Source organism: Myceligenerans pegani (assembly GCF_014892515.1).
GTDB classification, from domain to species: domain Bacteria; phylum Actinomycetota; class Actinomycetes; order Actinomycetales; family Cellulomonadaceae; genus Myceligenerans; species Myceligenerans pegani.
In genome coordinates this window covers 168,055-192,638 of sequence record NZ_JADBGR010000088.1, presented here as the reverse complement: position 1 = coordinate 192,638, position 24,584 = coordinate 168,055, and the positions used below count along the sequence as shown (strand labels likewise).

Genomic DNA, 24,584 nt, shown 5'->3' with positions numbered 1-24,584 from the left:
CGGCGGCGAGCCGGGCGGCGGCCGGCGGGTCCGGCCGGGGTGAGGCCGCCAGGGGTCGGACCGGCGGAGGCGGGACCGGGAGGAGCGGCAGGGGTGAGCCCGGCAGAGGTGCGACCGGGGGGAGCGGCGCGGGAACGGCCGAGGCCCTGCCGCTCGACGACGGCCGTGCCGCCGAGCTGCTCGCCTGCTACGGGATCCGGCTCTGGACGGCGCGCACGGTGCACTCGCCCGACGAGGCGGTGGCCGCCGCCCGTGAGCTCGGCTGGCCGGTGGCGCTCAAGATCGCGACTCCCGCGCTGCGCCACCGCGCCGACCTCGGCGGCGTCAAGCTCGACATCGCCGAGGAGTCCGAACTGCGCGCCGACGCGGCCCGGATGCAGGCGGCCGCGGGATCGCTGGTGCCGGCCGTCGACCCGGTCCTGGAGGTCCAGGCGATGGCGCCGCCCGGCGTGGCGTGCGTGATCCGCAGCCGGGAGGACGACCTGTTCGGCCCGGTGGTGTCGTTCGGGCTGGCGGGGGACGCCACCGATCTCCTGGACGACGTCTCGCACGGCGTACCGCCGCTGACCGACGTCGACGTGGCCCGGATGGTGCGCGGCGTGCGGACCGCGCCGCGGCTGTTCGGCTACCAGGGGGCGCCGGCGGCGGACGTGGCCGCCCTGGAGGACGTGCTGGCCAGGGTGTCGGTCATGGCGGACGACCTCCCCGAGCTCGCGTCGCTGGAGCTCTACCCGGTGACGGTCGCGGAACGCGGTGCGAGCGTCCTCCACGCGGCCGTCCGCCTGCACCCGGCGACCCGCCGCACGGATCCCCTCCGCCGAGCCCTCCCGGAGTAGGTCAGGACCAGAGGGATTCCGTCGGCGTGCTGCGGCGCCGGGCCGTCGCGGCCGTCATGTGGCGCATGTGGTGGCGGCGGCAGAGGACCTCGTAGGCGACCGTGCCGGGCGCCGCCGCGGCGGGGGCGTCGTCGTGGGCCCCGTTCCCGGCTCCGGGGTCGGCCCAGCCGTCGCCCCCGCCGGCCGCCGCGCCGTCGTCGGCCGTGTCGCCGATGACCACCTGGTCGCCCTCGGTGACCATGACCCCGTCGACCGTCCGCGCGTTGTGCGTGGCGCGCGCCCCGCACCAGCACAGGGACTGCACCTGCAGCACCTCGATCCGGTCGGCGAGCTCGAACAGGCGCGCCGACCCCGGGAACAGCCGGGTGCGGAAGTCGGTGGTGATGCCGAACGCGAAGACGTCGATCTCCGTCTCGTCGACGAGCCGCGCGAGCTGCTCCACCTGCCGCGGCGAGTAGAACTGCGCCTCGTCGCACACCACGTGGTCGACGGCGCGGCCCGCGTGCCGCTCGGCCTGCACCTCGGCCCAGAAGTCGGTGTCGTCGAGCACCTCGCGGGCCGTCACCTCCAGCCCGAGCCGGCTCGACAGCCGCGCCACTCCCGCGCGGTCCCCGCGCGTGAAGATCAGGCCGCGTCGCCCGCGCGCGGTGTAGTTGTGGTCGGTCTGCAGGGCCAGGGTGGACTTGCCCGAGTCCATGGTCCCGGTGAAGAAGACGAGTTCGGCCACGGCGCTCCTCGGTACCTTCTCGTGTGCTCAGGCCACCGCGACGAGCAGCGGCACGTGCATCTCGTACGGGGTCAGGGAGCCGTGCACGCCCGGCATGGCGCGAGCCTCGGGGGAGTGCAGGCGCGAGTCGACGACGGTCGCGGCGCCCGAGCCGTCCTCGCCCCCGGTCATCGCGACCACGACGTCTCCCATGACGTCGCGCACGTGCTCCGGGACCTCCGAGCCCGGCCCCGTCGCTGGGCCGAACCATCCCTCGGCCACGGCGTCGTCGCGCAACCGGACGACGGCGTCCGCGCCGAGACGGTCCGCCCAGCGCGCCGCGACGGCGGCCGGGTCGGCGCCGTCCCGGGTGTAGACGTGCATGGCGCGGGGCTCGCCGCCGAGCAGGGCGACGCCGTCGGACAGCGCCGGGTCGGCCGCGACGTCGTACTGCCGCGCGGGGGCCGTCGTGACCTGCCCGTGGTCCGCCGTGATCAGCACCAGCGTGCCGCGCGGCACGCCGCGCAGCAGGCGGCGCAGCTCGCGGTCGGTGTCCTCGCACGCGGCGCCCCACTCCGGGGACGTCCAGCCGTGCCTGTGGCCGGCCTTGTCCACCGCGCCCTGATACAGGTAGACGAGGCGGCGGTCCGCGCCCTCCCGAGCGCGCAGGGCGGCGACCGTGGCGTCGACGGCGTCGCCGAAGCGGTTGCCCGTCACCACGTACTCCGGCCCGTGCAGCGCCGCGGTGGTCATGCCCGAGCCGTTGTACTTCTGCGGCCCGGGCGAGGTCACCCCGACGCCGCCCGCCGCGAGCGCGGCCAGCACGCCGGGCTCGCGCTGCAGGTCGCGCGGGGCGACGGTGAGCGGGCGCGACATCTTCGGCCCGCGGCGGTACGGGTTCGACTGCTCCTGCCAGGACACGAGCGTGGCCAGCCCGCCCGTGGCCGGGTTGCGTTGCGTGTAGCCGAGCAGACCGGTGCGGGCCGGGCTGGTGCCGGTGCCGAGGGTGCCCAGGGCGGCCGCCGTCGTGCTCGGGAAGCACGACGCGAGCGTGCGGGCCCCGGGCAGGAGGCCGCGCATCGTGGGCGCGTGCCCCCCGCGGTCGGCGAGGTTGTGCGCGCCGAGGCCGTCCACGAGGACGACGACGCAGCGGGTCACCGCGCCGAATCCGCCGGCCAGTTCGTCGGCCGCGGCGCGTGAGCTCAGGCCGGTGGCGGTGGTCAGCTCGTGCCCGAGCGCGCCGGCCGCGGCGGGCAGCACCGCGGCGAGGCCCGTCAGGCCGTACGACGGCGCGACCAGGCCCGCGGGCAGATCGGCGGCGCCGCCGGTTGCGCCGGTCGGGTCACCAGGCAGGCCGCCGGGTCCGGCCGGGAGCGACCGCCCGGACGCGTCGGTGCGGGGCGTCACGCGGCGGTGGCCCGCGAGAGGGCCTCGGCGAACTCGGTCGCGGCGCGGACGGCGTCGTTCCCCTCCGCCGCCGACGACACCCGCACGACGACGTCGTCCGGCAGCGACTGGCCGGTCAGCCCGTGGTCCGCCGTGCAGTTCGGGTCGCCGCACGTGGCGGGCTCGAGGTCGATGCGGTGCGCGCCGCCCCAGCCGATTGCGAGGTTGAGCTCCAGCCGGGACGCGCCGTCCGGGTGCTTCTCGGGCTCGCCGATGATGTGGGTCAGCCCCACCGAGCGGACCTCCTTGAGCGGGACGGCCTCCGTGGTGGCCGCGGCCTGGCCGGGGCGGCCGTCGTCCTCGTCGGCGGGCTGGTCGTCGACGTGCGCCGTGATCAGCCGGGTCGGCGTCAGGACGAGGACCGTCAGGTGCCGGCGCACCTCGGAGTCGAACGTGGTCTCCGCCTGCACCAGGTGCGCCACCACGTCCTCGCCCGCGAGCGCGACCTCCAGCAGGTCGGCGACCAGCTGCGGGTAGTACCCGGCGCGGTGCAGTCGGGCGTTCAGCGTCTTGCGCATCTCGGCGGCGGGGGCGGTAGGCACCGGGTGATTGTCCCACCGACCGGGACATGAGGGCCAGTTCGTGGCGACGACCTGTGGATTGCTGCCGGAAGGCAGATGAAGGCACCCGCAGCCGATGGCGACAGCCGGCCGACGCCGCGTCGTCAGCCGCGGGGTCGGGTGATCGGCGCGATGTCGGGTGATCGGTCGCCCGGGGGACCGATCACCCGACATCCGGCCGACCGCGGCGCGTCAGCCCTCCGGGCGCGAGCCGAAGACGATCTCGTCCCAGCTCGGGACCTGAGCACGGCCCCGGCGGGACGAACGGCGGCGCGAGGACTTCGACTTGTCCGGTCCCGTGCGGTCCTCGGATCGCCCCGCGTCGGGCCCGCCGGTGTCGCCCGCCGCGGGGTGGCCGGCTGTCGGCGGACGAGCCGCCGAGTGATCGCCCGGATGCCTGTCCGCGGAGTCGCCCGCCGCGCCCGTGCCGCCGTCGGACCGTGACTTCCGGGTGGTGGCGGGCCGCAGCGCCTTGGGCACGGCGCCCGTGAGCGGGCCGCCGGTCCGCAGCGCCGCCGTGCGCGGCCGCCGCTCGTCGTCCCGCTCGGGGCCGGGGATCTCCCACTGGCTCGGTCCGTCCCACTCGAGCTGCTGCGTCCCGCCGTGTGAGGACTCGGCGGACTCGCCGGACGGGTTCTCGGTGCTGTGCTTCCCGCGCCGCGCCCCGAGGTCGACGACGGCGGCGGGCGCGGGCTCGTCGTCGGACGTGCCGGAGTCCCCGGGCCCGTCCGGCGAGTGCTCCGCCGTCCCGGATGCGCCCGTCCGGGACGTGGCGGGTCGGAACGAGTCGGGTCCCTGTGCGCCGGGCCCGGATCCCGCGGACCCGGCTCCCGGGGACCCGGCTCCGGCGGATTCCGCAGGCGCCGGCCGGCCCGGCGTGTGACCGGGCCGCGGCGTACCGTACCCCGGCGTCGTGGGGCCGGGGCGGCGGCGCCGGGGCGACAGGTCGTCCAGGTCGAGCTCGCCGGCGTCGATGTCCGCCGGATCGGCGCTGCGCTGCGGGCGCTGGCCCCGGCGCTCGGACAGGCCGTCGAGCAGCAGGTCCGTCTCGTCGTCGACGACGGCCGCGCGACCGTACCCGCGCGTGGGCGGCAGCGCGGTGACGGTGCGGGAGACGGGGCCGCCGTCGTCCTCGGGCAGGGCGAGCCAGCGGGCCTCGTCGTCGAGCGCGATCACCGCGCCGCCGCGCGGGTCGAAGGACCAGCGCGCAACCCGCTCCCCGGCGTCGACCGTGAACGTGAGCGTGACGACCCACGGCGCGACCCCGTCGCGGGTCGCCGTCCACCGGATGGTGGCAGGGTCGCTGTGGCGCTCCCGCAGGCGCTTGTCGGCGAGGTCGCCGATGGTGGCCGTGCCGCCGTCCTCGGACATGACGGCCTTGGCCCGGACCCGGCCGACGGCGTGCTCCCGCTCGGAGATCACCGGGTACTCGAAGCGGCGGATCTGTTCGGCCGGCATCCCGGACTCGGCGGCGAGATCGTCGGCCGTGGCGCCCGCGCGCAGCCGCGCCTGGATGTCCCGGGGGCGCATGGCCAGCTCCTCGTCGGCACGGATCGACTCCATCCGGGGGCGGTCTCCGCGTACGGCGGCACGCAGGGCGTCCGTGATGGGCAGCATGTGCTCGGCGCCGTCGGGGCCGGCGACCACCAGGCGGTCACCGTCCTCGTGCAGCCGTACGAGCTCGAGCTCGTCCATCCTCTTTACCTCCGCATGGGCTCACGTGCACCTGCGAGACTGCCATCATCCGCGCGATACGACCAACAGGCGCGCCGGGAAGCCCGTACTGACGGCGTGCCGTCCCGGCCGCCGGGCCCAGGCGGGGAGACCGGCCGTCCCATCTGCTGGTCATTCACTGGACGATCGACCAGGTTCGCGATGTCATACCACGGTTCGTCGGGTCGTGCCGGGCGAACGTCGAAAATCACGGGCACGGCAATTCCGGCAGGATGGCGATCGTGAGCGAAAACTTTCTTCCCCCCGTTCCCCCCGACGCTGACATCGATATCGCGGGGCTTCGCGCGCTCGCCGAACGCCTCGCCACCACCGCCGGAGCGCTCGTGCGCGACGGCCGCCCCGCGACGGTCGAGGTCGCCGCCACGAAGTCGACCGGCACGGACCCGGTCACCGAGATGGACCGTGCCTCCGAGGACCTGCTGCGCGGAATCCTCGCCGAGGAACGTCCCGACGACGCCGTCCTGGGCGAGGAGGGCGACGACGTGGCCGGCACGAGCGGGCTCACCTGGGTCGTCGACCCGATCGACGGCACGGTCAACTACATGTACGGGGTGGCGGGGTGGGCGGTGTCGGTCGCCGTCGTCACCGGGCCGCCGGACCCCGCCGAGTGGACCATCCTCGCCGGCGCCGTGCACTCCGTCCCGGAGAACACCACCTGGTCGGCGGGCCTCGGCGAGGGCGCCACCCGCGACGGGGAGCCGATCGGCGTCTCGCGGCCCGCGTCGCTGGGGGAGTGCCTCGTCGGCACGGGCTTCGGGTACGACGCCGATCGCCGGGCGGCGCAGGCGGCCGTGCTGGCCCATGTGCTGCCCCAGGTGCGCGACATCCGGCGGCTGGGCTCGGCGGCCATCGACCTGTGCCTGCTCGCGCAGGGGTCGCTCGACCTCTACTACGAGCGCGGCCTGAACCCGTGGGACATGGCGGCGGGCGCGCTCGTGGCGACCGAGGCGGGCGCCGTGCTGACGGGGCTGCGGGGGCGCGTCGCCACCGGCGACATGCTGGTGGCGGGTGGTGCGGACTTCGTCGCGCCGCTGGCGAAGATTCTCGAGGCGGCCAACGCGGACGAGGGCTGAGGCGAGTCCGAGGGGCCGGCCCTCCGGTCACCGGGCGGCGGTCGGAGGCGACGCGTGGCGGCGGAACGCGACGTGTGATCGCGTCGTGCGGGCCCGGCGTCGCGGCCGAACCGTGTCACGTTGTGGGACGCGGGTCGCCGAATCCTCTTCACCATGACGGGATTCCATCGCTCACGGGCCAGGTCAGGCACCGTGTCCGTCCAGGTCAACCCGGACGTGACGCGGTTAACACCGATACCTGTCGCGCCGCGCGAAAAAATGGTGCAGAATCCGTTCGCCCGCCCGGGAACAAAACCCGGCCGCCACGCATTATCAGCTCAACCCCATCCACGGAAGACCCACGGAGACACAGATGGCAACTGATTACGACGCACCTCGCAAGACCGACGAGGACGTCGAGCAGGACTCGATCCAGGAGCTGCAGGCTCGCCGCCAGGACAAGTCGTCCGGTGTCGTGGACGAGGACGAGACCGAGGCGGCGGAAGGATTCGAGCTCCCGGGCGCGGATCTTTCCGGTGAGGAGCTCGCCGTCCGCGTGCTGCCGCGCCAGGCCGACGAGTTCACCTGCTCGAGCTGCTTCCTCGTGCACCACCGCAGCCAGCTCGCTGCCGAGAACGGTGGCCAGCCGATCTGCACGGAGTGCGCCGCTGCCTGACCCAGCGCGCGACGCGAGCAACCCTCGCGAGCATTCGACACCGGGCTGTCACGAGAGTGACAGCCTTTGTCGTGGAGTCACGACGCAGCCTTCTTGGAGAGGGCCGCTACCAGGGCGTGGGGGTCGCGGGTCGAGACGAGCCAGTAGGGGGTCGGGTCCCGGGGGTCGGCGAGGGCGATGCGGACTCCCGTGCGCGCCCACGCGCGCAGGCACACGTAGGCACGCGCGTCCAGGCCGGGGCCGAGCTCCCAGCGCATGGCCGTCGCGTCCAGCGGGGCCGCCTCCCCGAGCTGGGACAGCGGGACGCTCGCGCGCCCGGCCTGCAGCACGCCGGCGCTCACCTGCACCACGGGCGACGTCGTCGCCAGCGCGATCATCCCGATCGCACAGATCAGGATCCCCGTCGCGATCCCCAGCGGCGGGTTGAACGGCCACGGCACGATCCCCGCGATGACACCCAGCCCGGCGGCTCCGAGCCAGCCGCCCGGTCCGGGCAGCAGGCGCTCGTGGAACTCGGGGGTGGCGCGGGAGGTCATGGAGGACATCATCCCGTACCCTCGCAGCGTGCCTCACGACGACACCACCGACCCCGGCAGCACCGTGGACGTGCTCATCCAGCTGCTCGACCCCGATGTCCCCGTTCCCGCCTACGCCCACCCGGGCGACGCCGGCGCCGACCTCGTGACCACGCAGGACGTCGAGCTGCCGCCCGGCGGGCGGGCGATGGTCCCGACCGGGGTCGCCGTCGCGCTGCCCGACGGCTACGCCGCGTTCGTGCACCCGCGCTCGGGCCTCGCGGCCCGGCACGGCGTGACGCTCGTCAACGCCCCCGGCACGGTCGACGCCGGCTACCGCGGCGAGATCAAGGTGACCCTGCTCAACACCGACCTGCACGAGCCCGTGAAGCTCGCGCGCGGGGACCGCGTGGCGCAGCTCGTGATCCAGAAGGTGGAGCGGGCCCGGTTCCTGCCCGCCGAGACCCTGCCCGGCAGCGCGCGGGGAGCGGGCGGCTTCGGCTCCAGCGGCGGCTGGGCGGCGGCGCGCTCCTGACGCCGGGCACAGCGGGCCGGTCGCGGCGCGTCGCCCGGCGGCGGCCCGCGGGTCATGGCCGGACGCGACCACTCCCCGGCCGCCGGAAGCGTGGCGACGACGCGAGGACGCGACGCAGGAGCGCCCGCAGCGGCGGAGCCCGGCGGCTCGGACAACACAGCGGCCCGGGAAGACACAGCGGAGCCCGGCGGCTCGGACAACACAGCGGCCCGGGAGAACACAGCGGTGTCTGGTGCCCGGTGAGCGGGACTAAAGTAGAGCGTTGGGCGCGAAGCCCGCGCCCGTCCGAGAGGAGATGGTGGCCAAGTGGGTCTGTTCCGACGTGGAGCGAAGGCGGCGACGCCCGAACCCGAGCCGCAGGTTCCGCAGCAGCCGGCTCCGGCGCAGGGCCCGTTCGACCGTTCCCAGGTGGACAAGCCCGGACCGCGGGTCGATCTGGGGGCGATCTGGCTCCCGGTGCTGCCCGGCCTCGAACTGCGCATGGAGATCGAGAAGAAGACGCAGAGGGTCACCGGCGTCACCGCCGCGCTCGGCGGCTCCAGCCTGCAGCTGCAGGCCTTTGCCGCGCCGAAGTCCTCGGGGATCTGGGACGAGATCCGTGCGGAGATCGCCGACTCGGTGGCGCGCCAGGGCGGCTCGGTCGACGACGTGCCGGGCGTGTTCGGCCGGGAACTGCTGGTGCACATGCCCGCCAAGGCGCCGGACGGCTCGCCCCGGACCCGGCCGGCGCGGTTCATCGGCGTCGACGGCCCGCGCTGGTTCGTGCGCGGCGTGCTCGCCGGCAAGGCGGCCCTCGACAAGGAGGCCGCGCGACCGCTGGAGTCGGTGTTCGCGAACGTCGTCGTCGTGCGCGACGAGAACCCGCGCCCGCCGCGCGACCTGCTCACGCTGACGCTGCCGCGGCAGAAGAGCGCCGCCGCGGTGGAGGCCGACGCCTCGGCGGGCGGCGCGGCGGCCACCCCCGCGACCAGCCGGCCCCAGGCCACGGACTTCAACCCGCTGCGCCGCGGCCCCGAGATCACCCAGATCGGCTGAGCGAGGCACCATGGGTCTGCGATCGGCGCTGGCCGGGGTCCTGGCCTCGAACGACGAGCGCGAGGCGGTCCGGGAGCGGGCCGCGGCGGCACGGAGCACCGGCTGCACCCCCGTCGACCGGCTGGAGCCGCGTCGGCGCGGCACGGCGTCGGGCATCCTGAGTTCCGTGGTGCTGCGGCCGCGTGAGGGCGTGCCGACCGTCGAGGCCGAGCTGTACGACGGCTCGGGCGTCCTCGACCTGGTCTGGCTCGGCCGCCGCGCGATCGCCGGCATCGAGCCCGGCCGCCGCCTCCGGGTGGAGGGCATGGTGTGCGAGGTCCACGGCCGCCGCACCATCTTCAATCCCCGCTACGAGCTCCGCCCCCGTCCGGGCGACTGAGGGCTCGTGGGCACTCCCTGCGCGGGCTCGGACAGGCCGCACCATGTTATCGAGGTCGCGTCGCGCACGCAGCGTCCGCCGGTGTCCCCCGATCGCGCCGGACACGGCAGAATGTCCGCATGACCCACCGCACCGATCCCCCGTCCGCCGCTGAGCACGATCAGTCGCACGATTGGCCTGCGCCGCCCGGCCGCGGCCTCGCCGCGGTGACGGGGGACGATTTCTCGCCGCTGGCGGCGGTGGGCGGCGTGCGCGGCATGGTCGAGTCCGTCGCGCCCGGCGTGGTGTTCGTCGTGCTCTTCGTGATCCTGCAGGACCTGATGATCCCGCTGGTCGCGTCGGTCGCCGTCGCGGTCGGTGCGACCGTCGCGCGGCTGGTGCAGCGCACCTCGCTGGCGACGGCGCTCGGCGGGCTGGTCGGCGTGGTGATCGGCGCGGTCTGGGCGTGGCGCACCGGCGACGCCGAGAACGTGTTCGTCTGGGCGTTGTGGACCAATGCGGCCTACCTGGTGGTCATGCTCGCCTCGATCCTCGTCCGCTGGCCCCTGATCGGGCTGTTCGTCGAGGCGCTGGTCGCCGGGCTCACGCCGGACCAGGTGCGCCGCAACGCGCAGGCCCAGGAGGCGTCGTCGGACAGCGGGCTCGACCGGCGCAGCACGGCCCACTCCGCGCACGGCGGTGCGGCCGCCGCGGCGGACGACGACGAGCCCAACCCCCTCGCCGCCCTCACGGCCTGGCGCGGCGACCCGGCCAAGATGCGCGCCTACACGATCGCCACCTGGCTCTGGGTGGGCATGTTCGCCGTCCGCCTCGCCGTGAAGACCCCGCTCTACTTCGCCGGGACCGTCGCCTGGCTCGGCACGTTCCACCTGGTGCTGGGCCTGCCGCTGTTCGCGCTGGTGCTGTTCGGGTGCTGGGTCGTGATCAGGCCTGTCCTGTCAGCAGGCGCTGCAGCTTCGCCCGGTCGACGCCGGCGCCGGTGACGATCAGCAGCTCGTCGTGCCCCTCGAGCGTGTCGTCGTCGGTGGGCACGACGGGCCGGCCGTCGCGCACGATCGTGGACAGCGCGGTGTCCTCCGGCCAGTCGATCTGACCGACGCGCGTCCCGATCAGCGGCGAGTCGTCCGGCAGGGTGAGTTCGAGGATGTCCGAGCCCGACTGGCGGAAGCTGAAGATCGGCACGAGGTCGCCCACGGCGACCGCCTCCTCCACCATGGCGGTCATGATGCGCGGCGTGGACACGGCCACGTCCACGCCCCAGGAGCCGTCGAACATCCACTCGTTCTTCGGGTTGTTCACGCGCGCCACCGTGCGTGGCACCCCGAACTCCGTCTTGCACAGCAGGGAGAACACCAGGTTCACCTTGTCGTCGCCGGTGGCGCCGACCACGACGTCCGCGGTCTCGACGTCGGCGTCCTGCAGGCTGGACAGCTCGCACGCGTCGGCGAGCAGCCAGTCGGCCTCGGGCACCTGGGCGACGCGCATGGCGAGGGGGTTGCGGTCCACGAGCATGACCTCGTGGTCGTGGCTGAGCAGTTCCCGGGCGATGGAGCGACCCACGGACCCGGCCCCGGCGATGACGACCCGCATCACTCGTCCTCCTCCCTCGGTGCGGCGGTGAGCACGCGTTCGACGGCGGCGGCGTCGTCGACCTGCATGATCAGGTGCAGCACGTCGTTCTCCTGCAGCACCGCCCCGTCGTCGGGCAGGAAGCCCTCGGCGAAGCGGGAGACGAACGCGACGCGCGCACCGGTGGCGCGCTCGAGACGCCGCAGCGGCGACCCGACCCAGCCGGCGTGGTAGTCCATCTGCGCGATGCGCACCTTGCCGGACGGGTCCCGGAACTCGTCGGTGGAGCCCAGCGGCAGGATGCGGCGCAGCACCTGGTCGGCGGTCCAGCGTACGGTCGCGACGGTCGGGATGCCGAGCCGCTGGTAGATCTCGGCGCGCTGCGGGTCGTAGATGCGGGCGACCACGTTGTCCACGCCGTACGTCTCCCGCACGACACGCGCGGAGAGGATGTTGGAGTTGTCGCCGTCGGACACGGCGGCGAAGCCGAACGCCTCCTCGATCCCGGCCTGGACGAGGGTGTCCCGGTCGAAGCCGACGCCGGTGACCTTCTTGCCGGCGAAGTCGGACGGCAGGCGCCGGAACGCGTCGGTGTTCTGGTCGACGATGGCGACCGAGTGCCCGCGCTCGGAGATGTTCTGCGCGAGCGTGGCCCCGACACGGCCACAACCCATGATCACGAAGTGCACGATGGGAACGCTACCCGCCTTTGGGCATAGCATCATGCAACGTGCCGGAAATTATCGACGCGACCAAGCGACTGCTGGTCGGCCGCCCCATGCGGAGCGACAACCTGGGGCGCACGCTGCTGCCGAAGCGGCTGGCGCTGCCGGTGTTCTCCTCGGACGCGCTCAGCTCCATGGCGTACGCGCCCGACGAGATCCTGCTCATGCTCGCCGTCGCCGGCCTCACGGCCACGGCGGTCTCCCCGTGGGTGGGCCTCGCCGTCGGCGCGATGCTGCTCGTGGTGGTGGCGTCCTACCGGCAGAACGTGCGCGCCTACCCGTCGGGCGGCGGCGACTACGAGATCGTCACCACGAACCTCGGGCCGACGGCGGGCCTCGGCGTCGCGTCGGCGCTGCTCGTGGACTACGTGCTCACCGTCGCGGTCTCCGTGTCCTCCGGCGCCCAGTACGCGGCCAGCGCCCTGCCCGCGCTGCGCGGCTACGAGGTCCTGGTGGCCGTGGGGATCATCGGATTCCTCACCCTGATGAACCTGCGCGGCGTGCGGGAGTCGAGCCGGGTCTTCGCCGTGCCGATGTACAGCTTCATGGCGGTCATGGGCGCGATGGCGGTGGTCGGCGCGATCCGGTACTGGACCGGGACCCTGCCGCCGTCGGAGAGCGCCGGGTTCGAGATCGTGCCGACCGACGGGATGGACCACGGGCTCATCGGGCTCGGCGGCGCGCTCCTCGTCGCGCGGGCCTTCGCGTCCGGCTCCGTCGCGCTCACCGGTGTCGAGGCCATCAGCAACGGCGTGCCCGCCTTCCGCAAGCCGAAGGGCCGCAACGCCGCGAACACGCTGGCGATGCTCGGCCTGGTCTCCGCCGCGACCCTCATGATGCTGGTCCTGCTCGCCGAGGCCACGGGCGTGCGGTACGCCGAGGACCCGCACACCCAGCTCACGATGAACGGCGAGCCGCTGCCCGCGGACTACGTCCAGCACCCCGTGATCAGCCAGCTCGCCGAGGCCGTGTTCTCCGGCGCGCCGTTCGTGTTCTACCTGGTGGTGGCCGTGACCGGCCTCGTGCTGCTGCTCGCCGCCAACACGGCCTTCGCCGGCTTCCCGGTGCTGGGCTCGGTTCTCGGCCGCGACGGCTACCTGCCCCGCCAGCTGCACACGCGCGGCGACCGGCTCGCGTTCTCCAACGGCATCCTCACCCTCGGCGCGGGCGCGATCGTGCTCGTCGTGCTGTTCGACGGGCGGGTCACCGCCCTGATCCAGCTCTACATCGTGGGCGTGTTCCTCTCGTTCACCCTCTCCCAGCTCGGCATGGTGCGGCACTGGAGCCGCGAGCTGCGTACCGAGGTGCGCCCCGACACCCGCGCCCGCATGAAGCGCTCGCGGTTCATCAACACCGTCGGCCTCGTCGCCACCGCCGCGGTGCTCGTGATCGTGCTCGTCACCAAGTTCACCCACGGCGCCTGGCTCACGCTGCTGGCGATCGTGGGACTGTTCGTCATCATGCGGGGCATCCGCAAGCACTACGACCGCGTGAGCGACGAGCTGGCCCTCAGCGAGGACGACGAGGCCGAGCGCGCCCTGCCGAGCCGCGTGCACGCCATCGTGCTCGTCTCCAAGGTGCACAAGCCCACCCTGCGCGCCCTCGCCTACGCCCGCGCATCGCGGCCGCAGACGCTGGAGGCCGTCACCGTGGGGGTGGACCGCGAGAACATCCCCGGCCTCACCCGCGAGTGGGAGGCGCTCGACCTGCCCGTGCCGCTGCGCATCCTCGACTCCCCGTTCCGCGAGATCACCAAGCCCGTGCTGAAGTACGTGCGGTCGGTGCACCGCGAGTCCCCGCGCGACCTCGTCGTCGTCTACATCCCCGAGTACGTCGTGGGCCACTGGTGGGAGCAGCTCCTGCACAACCAGTCCGCCCTGCGCCTCAAGGGCCGGCTGCTGTTCACCCCCGGCGTCGTCGTGGCGTCCGTGCCGTGGCAGCTGGAGTCCTCCGCCGGGCAGACCGGTCTCGAGGGCGTCGACGCCCACCGCAGAAGGCAGGTTCCGTGACCGGCGGACGGCCACGGCCCGCGGACGACGGCGGCACGTCCCGGCGGCGCACGCCGCGGACCGCATCGACGCCGCGTCCCTCGTCCGACCACGACACGTTCCGCGCCCCGCGCAGAAGGCAGGCCCCATGACGACCCGACCGTCCCGACCCCGCACCCGCCCCGGGCGACCGCCCCGCGGCCGCGAACCGCGCGTCAGTGACGTGCCCGGCGTCGGGGAGCTCCTCGAGCTGGAGATCGGCCCCGTGGCGCACGGCGGCCACTGCGTGGCCCGGCACGAGGGCCGCGTCGTGTTCGTCCGGCACACCCTCCCCGGGGAGCGGGTGCGCGCCCGCGTCACCAGCACCGGATCGCGGTTCTGGCGGGCCGACGCCGTCGAGGTCCTCGAACCGTCGCCCGACCGCGTCGACCCGGCCTGGCCTGCCGCCGGGCCGGGCGGCGTCGGCGGCGGGGAGCTCTCCCACGTGGCGCTGCCGGCGCAGCGCCGCTGGAAGGCCGACGTCGTCGCCGGCCAGCTCCGGCGCATCGCGCGATACGACGGCCCCCTGCTCGACGGGCTCACCGTGGAGGCGGCGCCCGGCGACGACGCCGCCGCGGGGCTCGGCTACCGCACCAGGATCGACCTCGTCGCCGACGACGGCGGCCGGCTGGGCATGCACCGCTTCCGCTCCCACGACGTCGTCGCGCTCGACGCGCTGCCGGCCGGCATGCCGCTCGCGACCCCCGGGGTCGCGGAGCTCGCGGCCGCGGAGGACGTCTTCGAGAGGCGCTGGAAGCCGGGCACGCGGGTCGAGCTGGTCGCCCCGGCCGGGCCGGACGGCGCCGACGCCACGGCCACGGGCGGAGAGGCGCAGGGGCTCGTGCTGGTCGACGGCGAGCCGTGGCACCGCGGCCGGGTCGACTCCCGGCCCAACGCGCGCCGGGCCGTGAAGGAGAGCATGACGGTGCGGCTGCCGGGCGCGGAGGACGCCACCACCTTCACGTACCGCGTGAGTGCCGCCGGGTTCTGGCAGGTGCACCGGGCCGCGCCGGGGCTGCTGGCGCAGGCGGTGCTCGACGCCGCCGGCGACGTCGCCGGGGCGACCGTGCTCGACCTGTACTCCGGGGCGGGACTGTTCACGCTGCCGCTGGCCGCCGCGGTGAGGGAGGGCGGCACCGTCGTCGCGGTGGAGGGCGACGACGGCGCGGTGCGGGACGCGCGGCGCAACGCCCACGGCCTGGACCAGGTCCGCCTGCTCACGGGCGACGTCGCGGAGGTCCTGGCCGGACGCGGTGAGGCGCCGGCGCGCGGTCGGGCGGCCGAGCCGGACGCCGGCGGCGGTCCGGTCCACGGGCGGGCCGACGTCGTCGTCCTCGACCCGCCGCGTGCGGGCGCCAAGCGCGACGTCGTGGCGGCGATCGCCGACCGCGACCCGGCGCGGGTCGTCTACGTGGCGTGCGATCCGGCCGCGCTCGCGCGCGACGTCGGCTATTTCGCCCAGGCGGGCTACCACCTCACGTCCCTGCGCGCGTTCGACGTCTTCCCGCACACCCACCACGTGGAGGCGGTGGCCGTGCTCGAGCGCGCCTGACGCCGCGGCCCCGCGCCGTCGGCGGCCATCCGGCCGGTCACCGCATGACCGGCGGCCCGCGGACCCTAGGCTGTCCGCATGGCCGAGGAGGGGAAGGCGAGCAGGGCCGAGCATCTGGTCGCGTGGGTGCGGCGATGGGGGAGGCTCGCACGCGTCGGGGGCGCCGCCGTGCGGACCCCCGCCGGTCGGTTGATCGGCGCGCTGCTCCTGGTCCCGGTGGTGGTGCTGGTGCTCGTGATCATCGGGATCGTCCGCGCCCTGACCGGCTGAGCCGGCGTCGGCGTCCTTCGTGACGGGCAAGTATCTTGACGTCAAGATATGTGCGGTATGCTGACGGGAGCAGCCCGGCCTAGGCTGGGTGGAGCCCCCAAATCCCGCCGTCGGGCCGGTGCGTCTGCGCATCCGGGCACCCGGTGGCCCGCAAGCCCCGCGAAGGAGCCGCAGTGAGCAGCGTGGACACGTATCGATCGAAGGGAACGCTGGAGGTAGGCGACAAGACCTACGAGATCTTCCGGCTGTCGGCGGTGGAGGGTGTCGAGCGCCTGCCGTACTCGCTCAAGATCCTCGCCGAGAACCTCCTGCGCACCGAGGACGGTGCCAACATCACGGCGGACCACGTGCGCGCGCTCGCGTCGTGGGACCCGGACGCCCAGCCGGACACGGAGATCCAGTTCACGCCGGCGCGCGTGATCATGCAGGACTTCACGGGCGTGCCGTGCGTCGTCGACCTGGCCACCATGCGCGAGGCCGTCGCCGAGCTCGGCGGCGACCCCACGCGGATCAACCCGCTGTCGCCGGCCGAGATGGTCATCGACCACTCGGTGCAGATCGACGTCGCCGGCACCACGGACGCGTTCGCGCGCAACGTGGAGATCGAGTACCAGCGCAACCACGAGCGCTACCAGTTCCTGCGCTGGGGCCAGACGGCGTTCGACGACTTCAAGGTCGTCCCGCCGGGCACCGGCATCGTGCACCAGGTGAACATCGAGTACCTGGCACGCACGGTCATGACGCGCGAGGTCGACGGCGTGCTGCGGGCCTACCCCGACACGTGCGTCGGCACCGACTCGCACACCACCATGGTCAACGGCCTGGGCGTGCTCGGCTGGGGCGTGGGCGGCATCGAGGCCGAGGCGGCGATGCTCGGCCAGCCGGTGTCCATGCTCATCCCGCGCGTGGTCGGCTTCAAGCTCGCCGGCTCCATCCCGGCGGGCGTCACGGCGACCGACGTCGTCCTCACCATCACGCAGATGCTGCGCCAGCACGGCGTCGTCGGGAAGTTCGTCGAGTTCTACGGCGCCGGCGTGGCCCAGGTGCCGCTCGCGAACCGCGCCACCATCGGCAACATGTCGCCGGAGTTCGGCTCGACGGCCGCGATCTTCCCGATCGACGGCGTCACGGTGGACTACCTGCGCCTGACCGGCCGCTCCGACGAGCAGGTCGCGCTCGTCGAGGCGTACGCCAAGGAGCAGGGCCTGTGGCTCGACCCCGAGGCCCCCGAGCCGAAGTACTCCGAGTACCTGGAGCTGGACCTGTCGACGGTCGTCCCCTCGATCGCCGGCCCGAAGCGCCCGCAGGACCGGATCGAGCTGACGAACGCGAAGGCGGCGTTCACGCGCGACCTGCCCAACTACGCGCCCGAGGTGATGGACCGCGTCGACGAGGCCGAGAAGGAGTCGTTCCCGGCGTCCGACGCCCCCGCGGTCACGCCGAACGGTCGCAAGCACGTGCACGTCACGAACAGCGAGGGCAAGGAGTTCGACCTGTTCCACGGCGCCGTCGCGATCGCCTCGATCACGTCCTGCACCAACACGTCGAACCCGTCGGTCATGCTCGCCGCGGCCCTGCTCGCGAAGAACGCCGTGGAGAAGGGCCTGACCTCCAAGCCGTGGGTCAAGACCTCCATGGCTCCGGGCTCGCAGGTCGTCACCAACTACTACGAGAAGGCCGGCCTGTGGCCGTACCTCGAGAAGCTGGGCTTCCACCTGGTCGGCTACGGCTGCACCACCTGCATCGGCAACTCCGGCCCGCTCGACGAGAAGGTCTCGGAGGTCGTCAACGAGCACGACCTCGCCGTCGTCTCCGTGCTGTCCGGCAACCGCAACTTCGAGGGCCGCATCAACCCGGACGTCAAGATGAACTACCTGGCGTCCCCGCCGCTGGTCATCGCCTACGCCCTCGCGGGCACCATGGAGTTCGACTTCGACCACGACCCGCTGGGCCGCGACGAGGACGGCAACCCGGTGTTCCTCAAGGACATCTGGCCCTCGCCGGAGGAGGTCCAGGCGACGATCGAGTCCTCGATCGACCGCAAGATGTTCGAGACGGACTACGCCGACGTGTTCACCGGCGACGACCGCTGGCGCGCGCTCGAGACCCCCGAGGGCGACACGTTCGCCTGGGACCCCGACTCCACCTACGTGCGCAAGCCGTCCTACTTCGACGGCATGGGCATGGAGCCGGCCCCGGCCGAGGACATCGCCGGCGCACGTGTCCTCGCCAAGCTGGGCGACTCCGTCACCACGGACCACATCTCCCCGGCGGGCTCGATCAAGCCGGACAGCCCGGCGGGCGTGTACCTCGCGGAGCACGGCGTGGCCCGCCGCGACTTCAACTCCTACGGCTCGCGCCGGGGGAACCACGAGGTCATGGTCCGTGGCACGTTCGCGAACATCCGCCTGCGCAACCAGCTCCTCGCCGCGGAGAACGACGGGGCGGGCGTCGAGGGCGGCTTCACGTACAACTTCGTGAAGGACGCGCAGGACACCATCTACGACGCCGCGCAGGACTACGCCGCGGCCGGCACCCCGCTCGTGGTGCTCGGCGGCAAGGAGTACGGCTCCGGGTCGTCGCGCGACTGGGCCGCCAAGGGCACGAAGCTGCTCGGCGTGAAGGCCGTCATCACCGAGAGCTTCGAGCGCATCCACCGCTCGAACCTCATCGGCATGGGTGTGCTGCCGCTGCAGTTCCCGGCCGGCGAGTCCGCGGACTCGCTGGGCCTGGACGGCACCGAGGTGTTCGACATCTCGGGCATCACGGCGCTCAACGACGGCGAGACGCCGTCCACCGTGGCCGTCACGGCGACCAAGGCGGACGGCACGGCGGTCGAGTTCGACGCCGTGGTCCGCATCGACACCCCGGGTGAGGCCGACTACTACCGCAACGGCGGCATCCTGCAGTACGTGCTCCGCTCGCTCGCGGCGTGAACCGGGCCTGAGCATGGCCTGACCGGTCAGGCTGCCCGACGGCGGCCCCGGTTGCCTTCCGCAGGGAAGGTGACCGGGGCCGCCGTCGTTCGCGTGTCGGTACGGTGCGGACTCGCGCGCGAGCGGGCGCCGGGTCCGTCAGCCGCGCAGGGCGTCGATGTCCCGGTCCAGAGCGCGGAGCGCGTCGTCGGCGTCGAGGCTGCCGGCGATCACGCGCGCGGCGTACCCCTCCGACGTGGCGAGGAGGCGGAGGGCGAGGGCGGCCGGGTCGTCGCCGTCGGGCAGCGTGCCGTCGCGGCGCGCGTCGTCGATGAACCCTGCGGCCTGCTGGACCGCGGCGGTGTGCGCGTCGGTGACCATGCCGGCGATCGCGACGTCGTCCACGCTCTTGGCCTGGTAGGCCTGCCACACGATGGTGCCCAGCGCCCACTCCGGCGTCGTCGGGACGGCGCGGTGGACCAGGGCGCGCAGGCGTTCGAGGGGCGGCAACGACTCGGTCCGTGCGGCGAACCCGGCGCGGGCCTCCTCGAGCATGCGGCGGCAGCCGTCGCGGACGAGCTCGGTGCGCGACGAGTAGTAGTGCTGCACGCGCCCGACGGAGATACCGGCCTCGGCGGCGACGGCCCGGAGCGTGACGCCCTCGAACCCGCGCCGGGCGACGATCGCCCAGACGGCGACGACGATCTCGCGGCGGCGTTCGGCGTGGTCGACGATCCGGGGCACGGGCAGATCCTTTCACGTCGCTCGGCGGGCGGGCCCGCCTCTGGGTTCGGGTCGCTTGGTTCGGGGTCGCCGGGTGCGCGGCCTGGGTTCTGTCTTGCTCGCGAGGCGACGCCCGCACGCGGCGCGGGCCGGCCGGGCTTGCGCCGGCGTTTTTACAGTGCAAGTGTATTGCCATGGTCGAGCGAAACGAGAAGCGGGATGGCGAGCAGGCCGGGAAACGCGCGCCGGGTAGACCGGTGCCGCGCTGGCGCAGGATCGGTACACGGGTCGTCCTGACGATGTCCCTGCTGGTCAACGTGGTGCTGTTGGCCACGCCGAGCGGCCCGGCGGTCGGCGCGTGGCGCAGCGCCGAGGGCAGGGCCGAGTACGTGACCGCCTACGACGAGGTGATGACGACGTTGCCGGAGCCCGCGCGGACGCACGACGTGGACACGGACTACGGGACGGTGCGGGCCTACCTGTTCGCCGGGCCCGGCGTCGCCGCGCCTGGCGGCGGTGCGTCCGACGTCGCACCTGGCGGCGGTGGGCCTGACTCCGCGTCCGGCGGCGGTGAGTCCGACGTCGAGCCTGGCGGCGGGGCGGCCGACCCCGCACCTGACGACGCCGCGCGCGACGACGCCGTCCCGACTCCCGTGGTCCTGCTTCCCGGCTGGGGTTCGGGCGCCCCCATGTGGCAGACGAACCTCCCGGATCTGATGGCGGAACGGCCCGTGTACGCGCTGGACGCCCTGGGCGACGCCGGGATGAGCACCCAGTCCGTCCCGCTGGACAGCCCTGCCGCCCAGGCCGACTGGGTGGACCAGACGCTCGCGGGGCTCGGCGTCGACCGCGCGCACGTGGTCGGGCACTCGTTCGGCGGATGGTCCGCCATGAACTACGCGGTGCACCACCCGGGACGCGTCGCCTCGCTCAGCCTGCTCGACCCGGTCCAGACCTTCGGCAGCTTCTCCTGGCAGATCGTGGTGCGTTCGATCCCGAGCGCGATCCCGTTCCTGCCCCAGAGCTGGCGCGACGCGGCGCTGGCCGACATCGGCGGTGTCGCGGAGATCGACCCGGACGACCCGATGACGAGGATGATCGCGGCGGGCACCGAGCACTACGCCTCCCAGCGATCGACGCCGTCGACCTTCACGGCGGAGCAGCTGCGGACGCTTCCCGTCCCGGTCTACGCGGCGCTGGCCGGCGACGGCGAGGTGAACGGCGACCCGGAGGCGGCCGTCCGGTTCGCGAACGAGCACCTGCGCGAGTCCGACGTGCGGCTGTGGCCCGGCGCCACCCACTCGCTGCCCTTCGAGCAGGCGGAGGCCGTGGACGAGGAGCTGCTCGCGTTCATGGCGGACCACGACGACTGACCGAGGCCGGCCTCGTGCGGAACCGGTCCCCGGCCGCCGGATGCGAAGCGTCGCGACGGCGCGCGCAGGCGACGCAGGAGCCGAGCACGACGGAGCCCGGCGGCTCGGGAGAACACTGTCAGTGTCCCGGCGTACGGTGCTCGCATGATCGACGACCCCGAGCTGACCCTGACCGACGCCGCCGCCTGGCGGGCATGGCTCGACGAGCACGAGTCGACGTCGGACGGCGTGTGGCTGGTCCTGGCGAAGAAGGGCAAGGACGCACCCACCACGCTGAGCTACGCCGCCGCGCTCGAGGAGGCGCTGTGCAGCGGATGGATCGACGCACAGGGCCGGCGCCGGGACGACGCGACCAGCCTGCAGCGGTTCTGCCCCCGCCGGGCGCGCAGCCGGTGGTCGGCGCGGAACGTCGGGATCGTGGAACGGCTCACCGCCGAGGGGCGCATGCGGCCGCGCGGCCTCGAGGAGGTCGGGAAGGCGAAGGCCGACGGCCGCTGGGACGCCGCCTACGAGGGCCCCAAGAACATCCAGGTCCCCGAGGAACTCGCCGAGGCGCTCGCGGCCAGCCCGCGTGCCACGGCGATGTTCGAGATCCTCAGCGGGCAGAACCGCTACGCCATCCTGCATCGCCTGGCCAATCTCCGGACGGCGGAGGCCCACACCCGCAACGTCGCCAAGTTCGTCGCGATGCTGGAGCGCGGCGAGACGCCGTACCCGCAGAGGAGGACGCTGGACGCCGAGGGCTGAGGGACGCGGGCGCACGCGTAGCGCCTCGCGCCGATGTCCGACACCAGTGGCAGGGTCGGGGTATGGAACAGCGCATCAGTCTCATCACGCTCGCGGTCCGGGACGTCGCCGCCTCCCGCGCCTTCTACGTCGACGGCCTGGGCTGGACGCCCGCGTTCGAGGAACCCGGTGACGTCCTCATGATCCAGGCGGGCGAGCACCTCCTCCTGTCGTTCTGGGCGCGGGACCAGTTCGAGCTCGAGGTCGGCGCCGTGCGGCACGGCCCGGGCGTCGCGCCGATCACGCTCGCGCACAACGTGCCGGAGCGGGAGGACGTGAACGCGGTCCTCGCCGCCGCCACGGCGGCCGGCGCCGGCATCCCGCACGCACCCCAGGACCGGGAGTGGGGTGGCTACACGGGCTACTTCACCGACCCGGACGGCTACTTCTGGGAGGTCGCCTGGAACCCGGGGGCGATCGCGCGGATCGTCCTCCCGGCACCGGGCGGGACGCCGTCGGGGGCCTGATCAGGATGGGACCGCGGCCCGGGGGCCGGGCTACGAGCGATGGTCGGTCCAGGGGGCACACGCGCGGTCACCGGACCACGGCCCGGCACGGTCAGGCCTCGAGCACGATCCTCGCGGTCCGTCCAAGGGGCGCACGCACGGTCACCGGACCGCAGCCGAGCACGATCGGGCTGCCCGCACGATCCTCGCGGTCAGACCAGCGCGCGGGCCGCTGCGCCCAGGAGGATCACGCCCATGAGGATGCCGGTCGTCGCGTGGGTCATCGGCGCCCCGCTCGGTGTCATGAACCGGCCGACCGCGGCGATCGGCCACGCGAGCACGATCGCCGCCAGGCAGATCAGGGCGACGAGGTAGAGGTCGTCCACCCAGAGCAGCTCGGCGAGCACGACGAGGTGCACGGTGAGGGAGAGCGCGACGACGGTCGGCACCAGGTTCGTCAGATCGCGCGACGCGAGGAACCCCGTGATCACGCGCGTGACGACGGCCTGCAGGCCGAGCGCGACGACGTACAGCCCGATCGTCCCGCCGTCGACCGCGGTTCCCGTGTCCCACGCGCCGATGACGTCGAGGGTCCCGCTCACCGCGACCACGACCGCACTGACCATCCCGACGATCGGTACGAGCATCCACAGGCCCCGGATGTGGCGCCGCGCCCAGGCGAACCAGAGCCCGGCGAAGACGGCGAGGACGACCGCGGCGGTGGCCGCGTCCCGGGCGTGCTCGGCTGACATGCTTCCCCCACTCGTCGGTCGCGGGTCTCGCGCGACCTGCCGGGGGAAGAATTCCAGCAAGCCGGACGAACGCGGCATCAGTGTAGGAGAAAAGTGCAGGTCAGGGAAGGTTACCGGCGTTCACGGTCCACGCGGTCTCAGCGGCCTCCGTGGCTGTCTCGGCTCCCGAAGTCCTCGCGGCCGTCACGTGCTCGACCGTCCGGCGGCGCACGGCGCCGTCGCGCACGATCCGGTTGTGGCCCAGCCCTGTGGTGGTGACCAGTTCGGCTGATCCGGCGTGCGCGCCCAGGAGCAGCTCGGACTGCCGGTGGGGCACGCGCCTGTCGGCCGCGTCGTGCACGAACAGCGCCGGGATCGTGGCGGGCACGGGGCGGCGTGTGAGGTCGTAGCGCTCGTAGAGGTCGGGCTCGTCGGGGAAGCGGCGGCGCCGCACGACGTCGTCGTACCGCTCGCGCAGGCGGCGCGGCGTGCCCGTGAACTCGAAGAAGCCGTCGTTGATCGCGTGTGCCGAGGAGATGCCGGCGAGACCGGCGAACCGGCGCGCGGGTGCGCCGTCGGCCAGGGCGACGCCGGCTGCGAGCACGCCCGCCGAGTGTCCGACGACGCCCTCCCAGCCCTCCGCCTCCGCGGCGGACAGGCGGTGGATGATCGCGACGTCGTCGGCAAGCGTGCGCCGCGTGCCGCCGGAGTCGCCGTGCCCGGGGGCGTCGTAGGCGACGACGCGCCGCCCGGCCCCGACGAGGTCGGCGATCAGCGGTGCGAAGAACGCGGCGCGGGACTGCCAGCCGTGCACGAGCAGCACCGCGGGGGCGCCGGGGCCGCCCCACGTGTACACCGCGACGTCCACGGGCCGTCCGCGGTTCGCGGCGGGGCGCCGGTGGCCGAGCGTGACCCGGCGGGCGGTCTCGTGGAGCTCGCGTTCGTGCGGCCGGACGGCGGCGCGAGGGCCGAGCCGGAAGGCGGCCCAGGCGGCGACCTCGGCGGCGAGCGGCGCGGGCAGGTGAGCGAGGTGTCGCAGCGTGGGCACAGGGCCTCCCAGGTATCGGTCAAGTATCTGAACGATCGATCGGATTGTTTGTGAGCGTACAACATGTGCGTACGGTCGTACACTCTCTTCATGGCGAGACCCGATGCGGCGACAGGGAAGTGCGCGGGGGAGACGGGAGGCGCGCCGGCGACCGGTGCGGCTGAGGCCGGGCACACGGCTGCGGCCGGCGTCACCGCGCGCGAGGGTGCGGCTGTCACCAGGGCCGACGTCGCGGCCGGGCGCACGGCCGCCGTCGGGGCCACCGTGGGCGGGGGCGCGGCTGTCACCAGGGCCGACGCTCCGGCCGGGAGCACCGCCGATCTGCGCCGGGTCCGCGGCGACCGGACCCGGCGCGCGGTGCTGGACCAGGCCGTCCAGGACGCGTCGGTGCACGGCCTGGGCGCGCTGTCGCTCGGCGGGCTGGCGGCCTCGGCGCCCGTGAACAAGAGCGCGATCGCGGGCCTGTTCGGCTCGAAGGAAGGGCTGCAGCTCGCCGTCGTCGCACGCGCGCGCGAGGTCTACACCGAGGCGGTCATCGTCCCGGCGCGGGGTGCGGAGCGCGGTCTCGCACGGGTCTGGGAGCTGGTGCGGCGATGGATCGACTACTCGCGCCGCCGCGTGTTCCGCGGCGGCTGCTTCTTCCGGACCGTCGAGATCGAGTTCGACATGCGGCCGGGCCCCGTGCGCGACGCCGTCGCCGAGGCGCAGGCCGACTGGGAGGGGTACCTGGCGCACCAGGTCGAGATCGCGGTCGACGCCGGTGACCTGTCCGCCGGCACCGACCCGCGTCAGGTCGCCTTCGAGGTGAACGCGCTGCTCAGCGCCGCGAACGACCGCTCGCTCCTGACCGGGGACGAGTCGTCGTACACCTACGCGGCGACGGCGGTCCGCACGCTCCTGACGGCCCACGGCGCGGACCCGGCCATGCTGCGCTGACCACGCGGC

Annotated in this window: 25 protein-coding genes; 15 read left to right on the top strand and 10 right to left on the bottom strand. The window is 73.9% G+C overall.

Features of this window, described 5'->3' with window-relative positions:
• Positions 1 to 836 (top strand): acetate--CoA ligase family protein (locus tag IIE03_RS14230; protein WP_225997735.1); only part of this gene is annotated, 836 nt, incomplete at its 5' end.
• A gap of 1 nt (position 837) precedes the next feature.
• Here the strand turns inward: IIE03_RS14230 and IIE03_RS14225 are convergent.
• From IIE03_RS14225 to sepH, 4 genes are all read right to left on the bottom strand, one after another.
• Positions 838 to 1,563, bottom strand: a complete 726-nt coding sequence (locus tag IIE03_RS14225; protein ID WP_192863405.1) for a thymidine kinase — start codon at positions 1,561 to 1,563, stop codon at positions 838 to 840.
• A 27-nt stretch (positions 1,564 to 1,590) separates the two neighbouring features.
• Positions 1,591 to 2,949 (bottom strand): alkaline phosphatase family protein, encoded by a 1,359-nt coding sequence (locus tag IIE03_RS14220; RefSeq protein ID WP_318842981.1) that lies wholly within the window; start codon positions 2,947 to 2,949, stop codon positions 1,591 to 1,593.
• Positions 2,946 to 3,530 carry a DUF5998 family protein gene (locus tag IIE03_RS14215; protein WP_408632847.1) on the bottom strand — a complete coding sequence of 195 codons (585 nt, stop codon included), beginning with the start codon at positions 3,528 to 3,530 and terminating at the stop codon, positions 2,946 to 2,948. Before IIE03_RS14215 ends, IIE03_RS14220 begins: the two co-directional genes overlap by 4 nt.
• Positions 3,531 to 3,740: 210 nt before the next feature.
• Entirely contained in the window at positions 3,741 to 5,243 is a 1,503-nt protein-coding gene (sepH, locus tag IIE03_RS14210; protein WP_192863404.1) for a septation protein SepH, read from the bottom strand.
• Between the two features lie 260 nt (positions 5,244 to 5,503).
• On the opposite strand from sepH, the gene IIE03_RS14205 reads away from it, so the two are divergent.
• Positions 5,504 to 6,355 carry an inositol monophosphatase family protein gene (locus IIE03_RS14205; protein WP_318842980.1) on the top strand — a complete coding sequence of 284 codons (852 nt, stop codon included), beginning with the start codon at positions 5,504 to 5,506 and terminating at the stop codon, positions 6,353 to 6,355.
• A 352-nt stretch (positions 6,356 to 6,707) separates the two neighbouring features.
• Positions 6,708 to 7,010: a DUF4193 domain-containing protein gene (locus tag IIE03_RS14200; protein ID WP_123814110.1), complete on the top strand. Its 303-nt coding sequence runs from the start codon at positions 6,708 to 6,710 to the stop codon at positions 7,008 to 7,010.
• A 77-nt stretch (positions 7,011 to 7,087) separates the two neighbouring features.
• Here IIE03_RS14200 and IIE03_RS14195 read toward each other — a convergent pair whose 3' ends face one another.
• Positions 7,088 to 7,546, bottom strand: a complete 459-nt coding sequence (locus tag IIE03_RS14195) for a DUF3093 domain-containing protein (protein WP_192863402.1) — start codon at positions 7,544 to 7,546, stop codon at positions 7,088 to 7,090.
• On the opposite strand from IIE03_RS14195, the gene dut reads away from it, so the two are divergent.
• The 4 genes from dut (at position 7,545) to IIE03_RS14175 (ending at position 10,457) form a co-directional block, all read left to right on the top strand.
• Positions 7,545 to 8,060: a dUTP diphosphatase gene (gene dut, locus IIE03_RS14190; RefSeq protein WP_192863401.1), complete on the top strand. Its 516-nt coding sequence runs from the start codon at positions 7,545 to 7,547 to the stop codon at positions 8,058 to 8,060. The genes IIE03_RS14195 and dut overlap by 2 nt on opposite strands.
• 306 nt (positions 8,061 to 8,366) lie before the next feature.
• Positions 8,367 to 9,095 (top strand): DUF3710 domain-containing protein, encoded by a 729-nt coding sequence (locus IIE03_RS14185; protein WP_192863400.1) that lies wholly within the window; start codon positions 8,367 to 8,369, stop codon positions 9,093 to 9,095.
• 10 nt (positions 9,096 to 9,105) lie between these two features.
• Positions 9,106 to 9,474, top strand: a complete 369-nt coding sequence (locus IIE03_RS14180) for an OB-fold nucleic acid binding domain-containing protein (protein ID WP_192863399.1) — start codon at positions 9,106 to 9,108, stop codon at positions 9,472 to 9,474.
• A 119-nt stretch (positions 9,475 to 9,593) separates the two neighbouring features.
• Positions 9,594 to 10,457, top strand: a complete 864-nt coding sequence (locus tag IIE03_RS14175) for a DUF3159 domain-containing protein (RefSeq protein WP_192863398.1) — start codon at positions 9,594 to 9,596, stop codon at positions 10,455 to 10,457.
• Here IIE03_RS14175 and IIE03_RS14170 read toward each other — a convergent pair.
• Both IIE03_RS14170 and IIE03_RS14165 read right to left on the bottom strand, forming a co-directional pair.
• On the bottom strand, positions 10,399 to 11,064 hold the full coding sequence (locus IIE03_RS14170) for a potassium channel family protein (RefSeq protein ID WP_192863397.1): 666 nt from the start codon (positions 11,062 to 11,064) through the stop codon (positions 10,399 to 10,401). The genes IIE03_RS14175 and IIE03_RS14170 overlap by 59 nt on opposite strands.
• Positions 11,064 to 11,717, bottom strand: a complete 654-nt coding sequence (locus tag IIE03_RS14165) for a potassium channel family protein (RefSeq protein ID WP_192863421.1) — start codon at positions 11,715 to 11,717, stop codon at positions 11,064 to 11,066. The genes IIE03_RS14170 and IIE03_RS14165 overlap by 1 nt, the downstream gene beginning before the upstream one ends.
• 56 nt (positions 11,718 to 11,773) lie before the next feature.
• On the opposite strand from IIE03_RS14165, the gene IIE03_RS14160 reads away from it, so the two are divergent.
• The 4 genes from IIE03_RS14160 to acnA all read left to right on the top strand — a co-directional run bounded on the left by IIE03_RS14160 (position 11,774) and on the right by acnA (position 18,553).
• A complete protein-coding gene (locus IIE03_RS14160; protein WP_192863396.1) occupies positions 11,774 to 13,777 on the top strand; it encodes an APC family permease in 2,004 nt (667 codons plus the stop codon).
• A 127-nt stretch (positions 13,778 to 13,904) separates the two neighbouring features.
• Positions 13,905 to 15,347: a class I SAM-dependent RNA methyltransferase gene (locus IIE03_RS14155; RefSeq protein ID WP_192863395.1), complete on the top strand. Its 1,443-nt coding sequence runs from the start codon at positions 13,905 to 13,907 to the stop codon at positions 15,345 to 15,347.
• Positions 15,348 to 15,425: 78 nt separating this feature from the next.
• Entirely contained in the window at positions 15,426 to 15,617 is a 192-nt protein-coding gene (locus IIE03_RS14150; RefSeq protein ID WP_192863394.1) for a hypothetical protein, read from the top strand.
• Between the two features lie 173 nt (positions 15,618 to 15,790).
• Complete coding sequence (acnA, locus tag IIE03_RS14145) at positions 15,791 to 18,553, top strand: aconitate hydratase AcnA (RefSeq protein WP_192863393.1); 2,763 nt, start codon at positions 15,791 to 15,793, stop codon at positions 18,551 to 18,553.
• A gap of 138 nt (positions 18,554 to 18,691) precedes the next feature.
• Here the strand turns inward: acnA and IIE03_RS14140 are convergent, their stop codons facing one another.
• Positions 18,692 to 19,276 (bottom strand): TetR/AcrR family transcriptional regulator, encoded by a 585-nt coding sequence (locus IIE03_RS14140; protein WP_192863392.1) that lies wholly within the window; start codon positions 19,274 to 19,276, stop codon positions 18,692 to 18,694.
• A 173-nt stretch (positions 19,277 to 19,449) separates the two neighbouring features.
• Here IIE03_RS14140 and IIE03_RS14135 point away from each other — a divergent pair, with 173 nt between their 5' ends.
• From IIE03_RS14135 to IIE03_RS14125, 3 genes are all read left to right on the top strand, one after another.
• A complete protein-coding gene (locus IIE03_RS14135) occupies positions 19,450 to 20,628 on the top strand; it encodes an alpha/beta fold hydrolase (RefSeq protein ID WP_192863391.1) in 1,179 nt (392 codons plus the stop codon).
• Positions 20,629 to 20,772: 144 nt separating this feature from the next.
• Entirely contained in the window at positions 20,773 to 21,375 is a 603-nt protein-coding gene (locus tag IIE03_RS14130; protein WP_192863390.1) for a YdeI/OmpD-associated family protein, read from the top strand.
• A 62-nt stretch (positions 21,376 to 21,437) separates the two neighbouring features.
• Complete coding sequence (locus IIE03_RS14125) at positions 21,438 to 21,881, top strand: VOC family protein (protein WP_192863389.1); 444 nt, start codon at positions 21,438 to 21,440, stop codon at positions 21,879 to 21,881.
• Positions 21,882 to 22,072: 191 nt separating this feature from the next.
• Here IIE03_RS14125 and IIE03_RS14120 read toward each other — a convergent pair whose 3' ends face one another.
• Together IIE03_RS14120 and IIE03_RS14115 are read right to left on the bottom strand one after the other, a co-directional pair.
• The gene (locus tag IIE03_RS14120; protein ID WP_192863388.1) at positions 22,073 to 22,612 is read right to left on the bottom strand and encodes a hypothetical protein; all 540 of its coding nucleotides are present in this window, start codon (positions 22,610 to 22,612) and stop codon (positions 22,073 to 22,075) included.
• A 100-nt stretch (positions 22,613 to 22,712) separates the two neighbouring features.
• The gene (locus tag IIE03_RS14115; RefSeq protein WP_192863387.1) at positions 22,713 to 23,639 is read right to left on the bottom strand and encodes an alpha/beta fold hydrolase; all 927 of its coding nucleotides are present in this window, start codon (positions 23,637 to 23,639) and stop codon (positions 22,713 to 22,715) included.
• Between the two features lie 90 nt (positions 23,640 to 23,729).
• Between IIE03_RS14115 and IIE03_RS14110 the strand changes: the two genes are divergently transcribed.
• Positions 23,730 to 24,575: a TetR family transcriptional regulator C-terminal domain-containing protein gene (locus tag IIE03_RS14110; RefSeq protein ID WP_225997734.1), complete on the top strand. Its 846-nt coding sequence runs from the start codon at positions 23,730 to 23,732 to the stop codon at positions 24,573 to 24,575.
• The last annotated feature ends 9 nt before the right edge of the window (positions 24,576 to 24,584 follow it).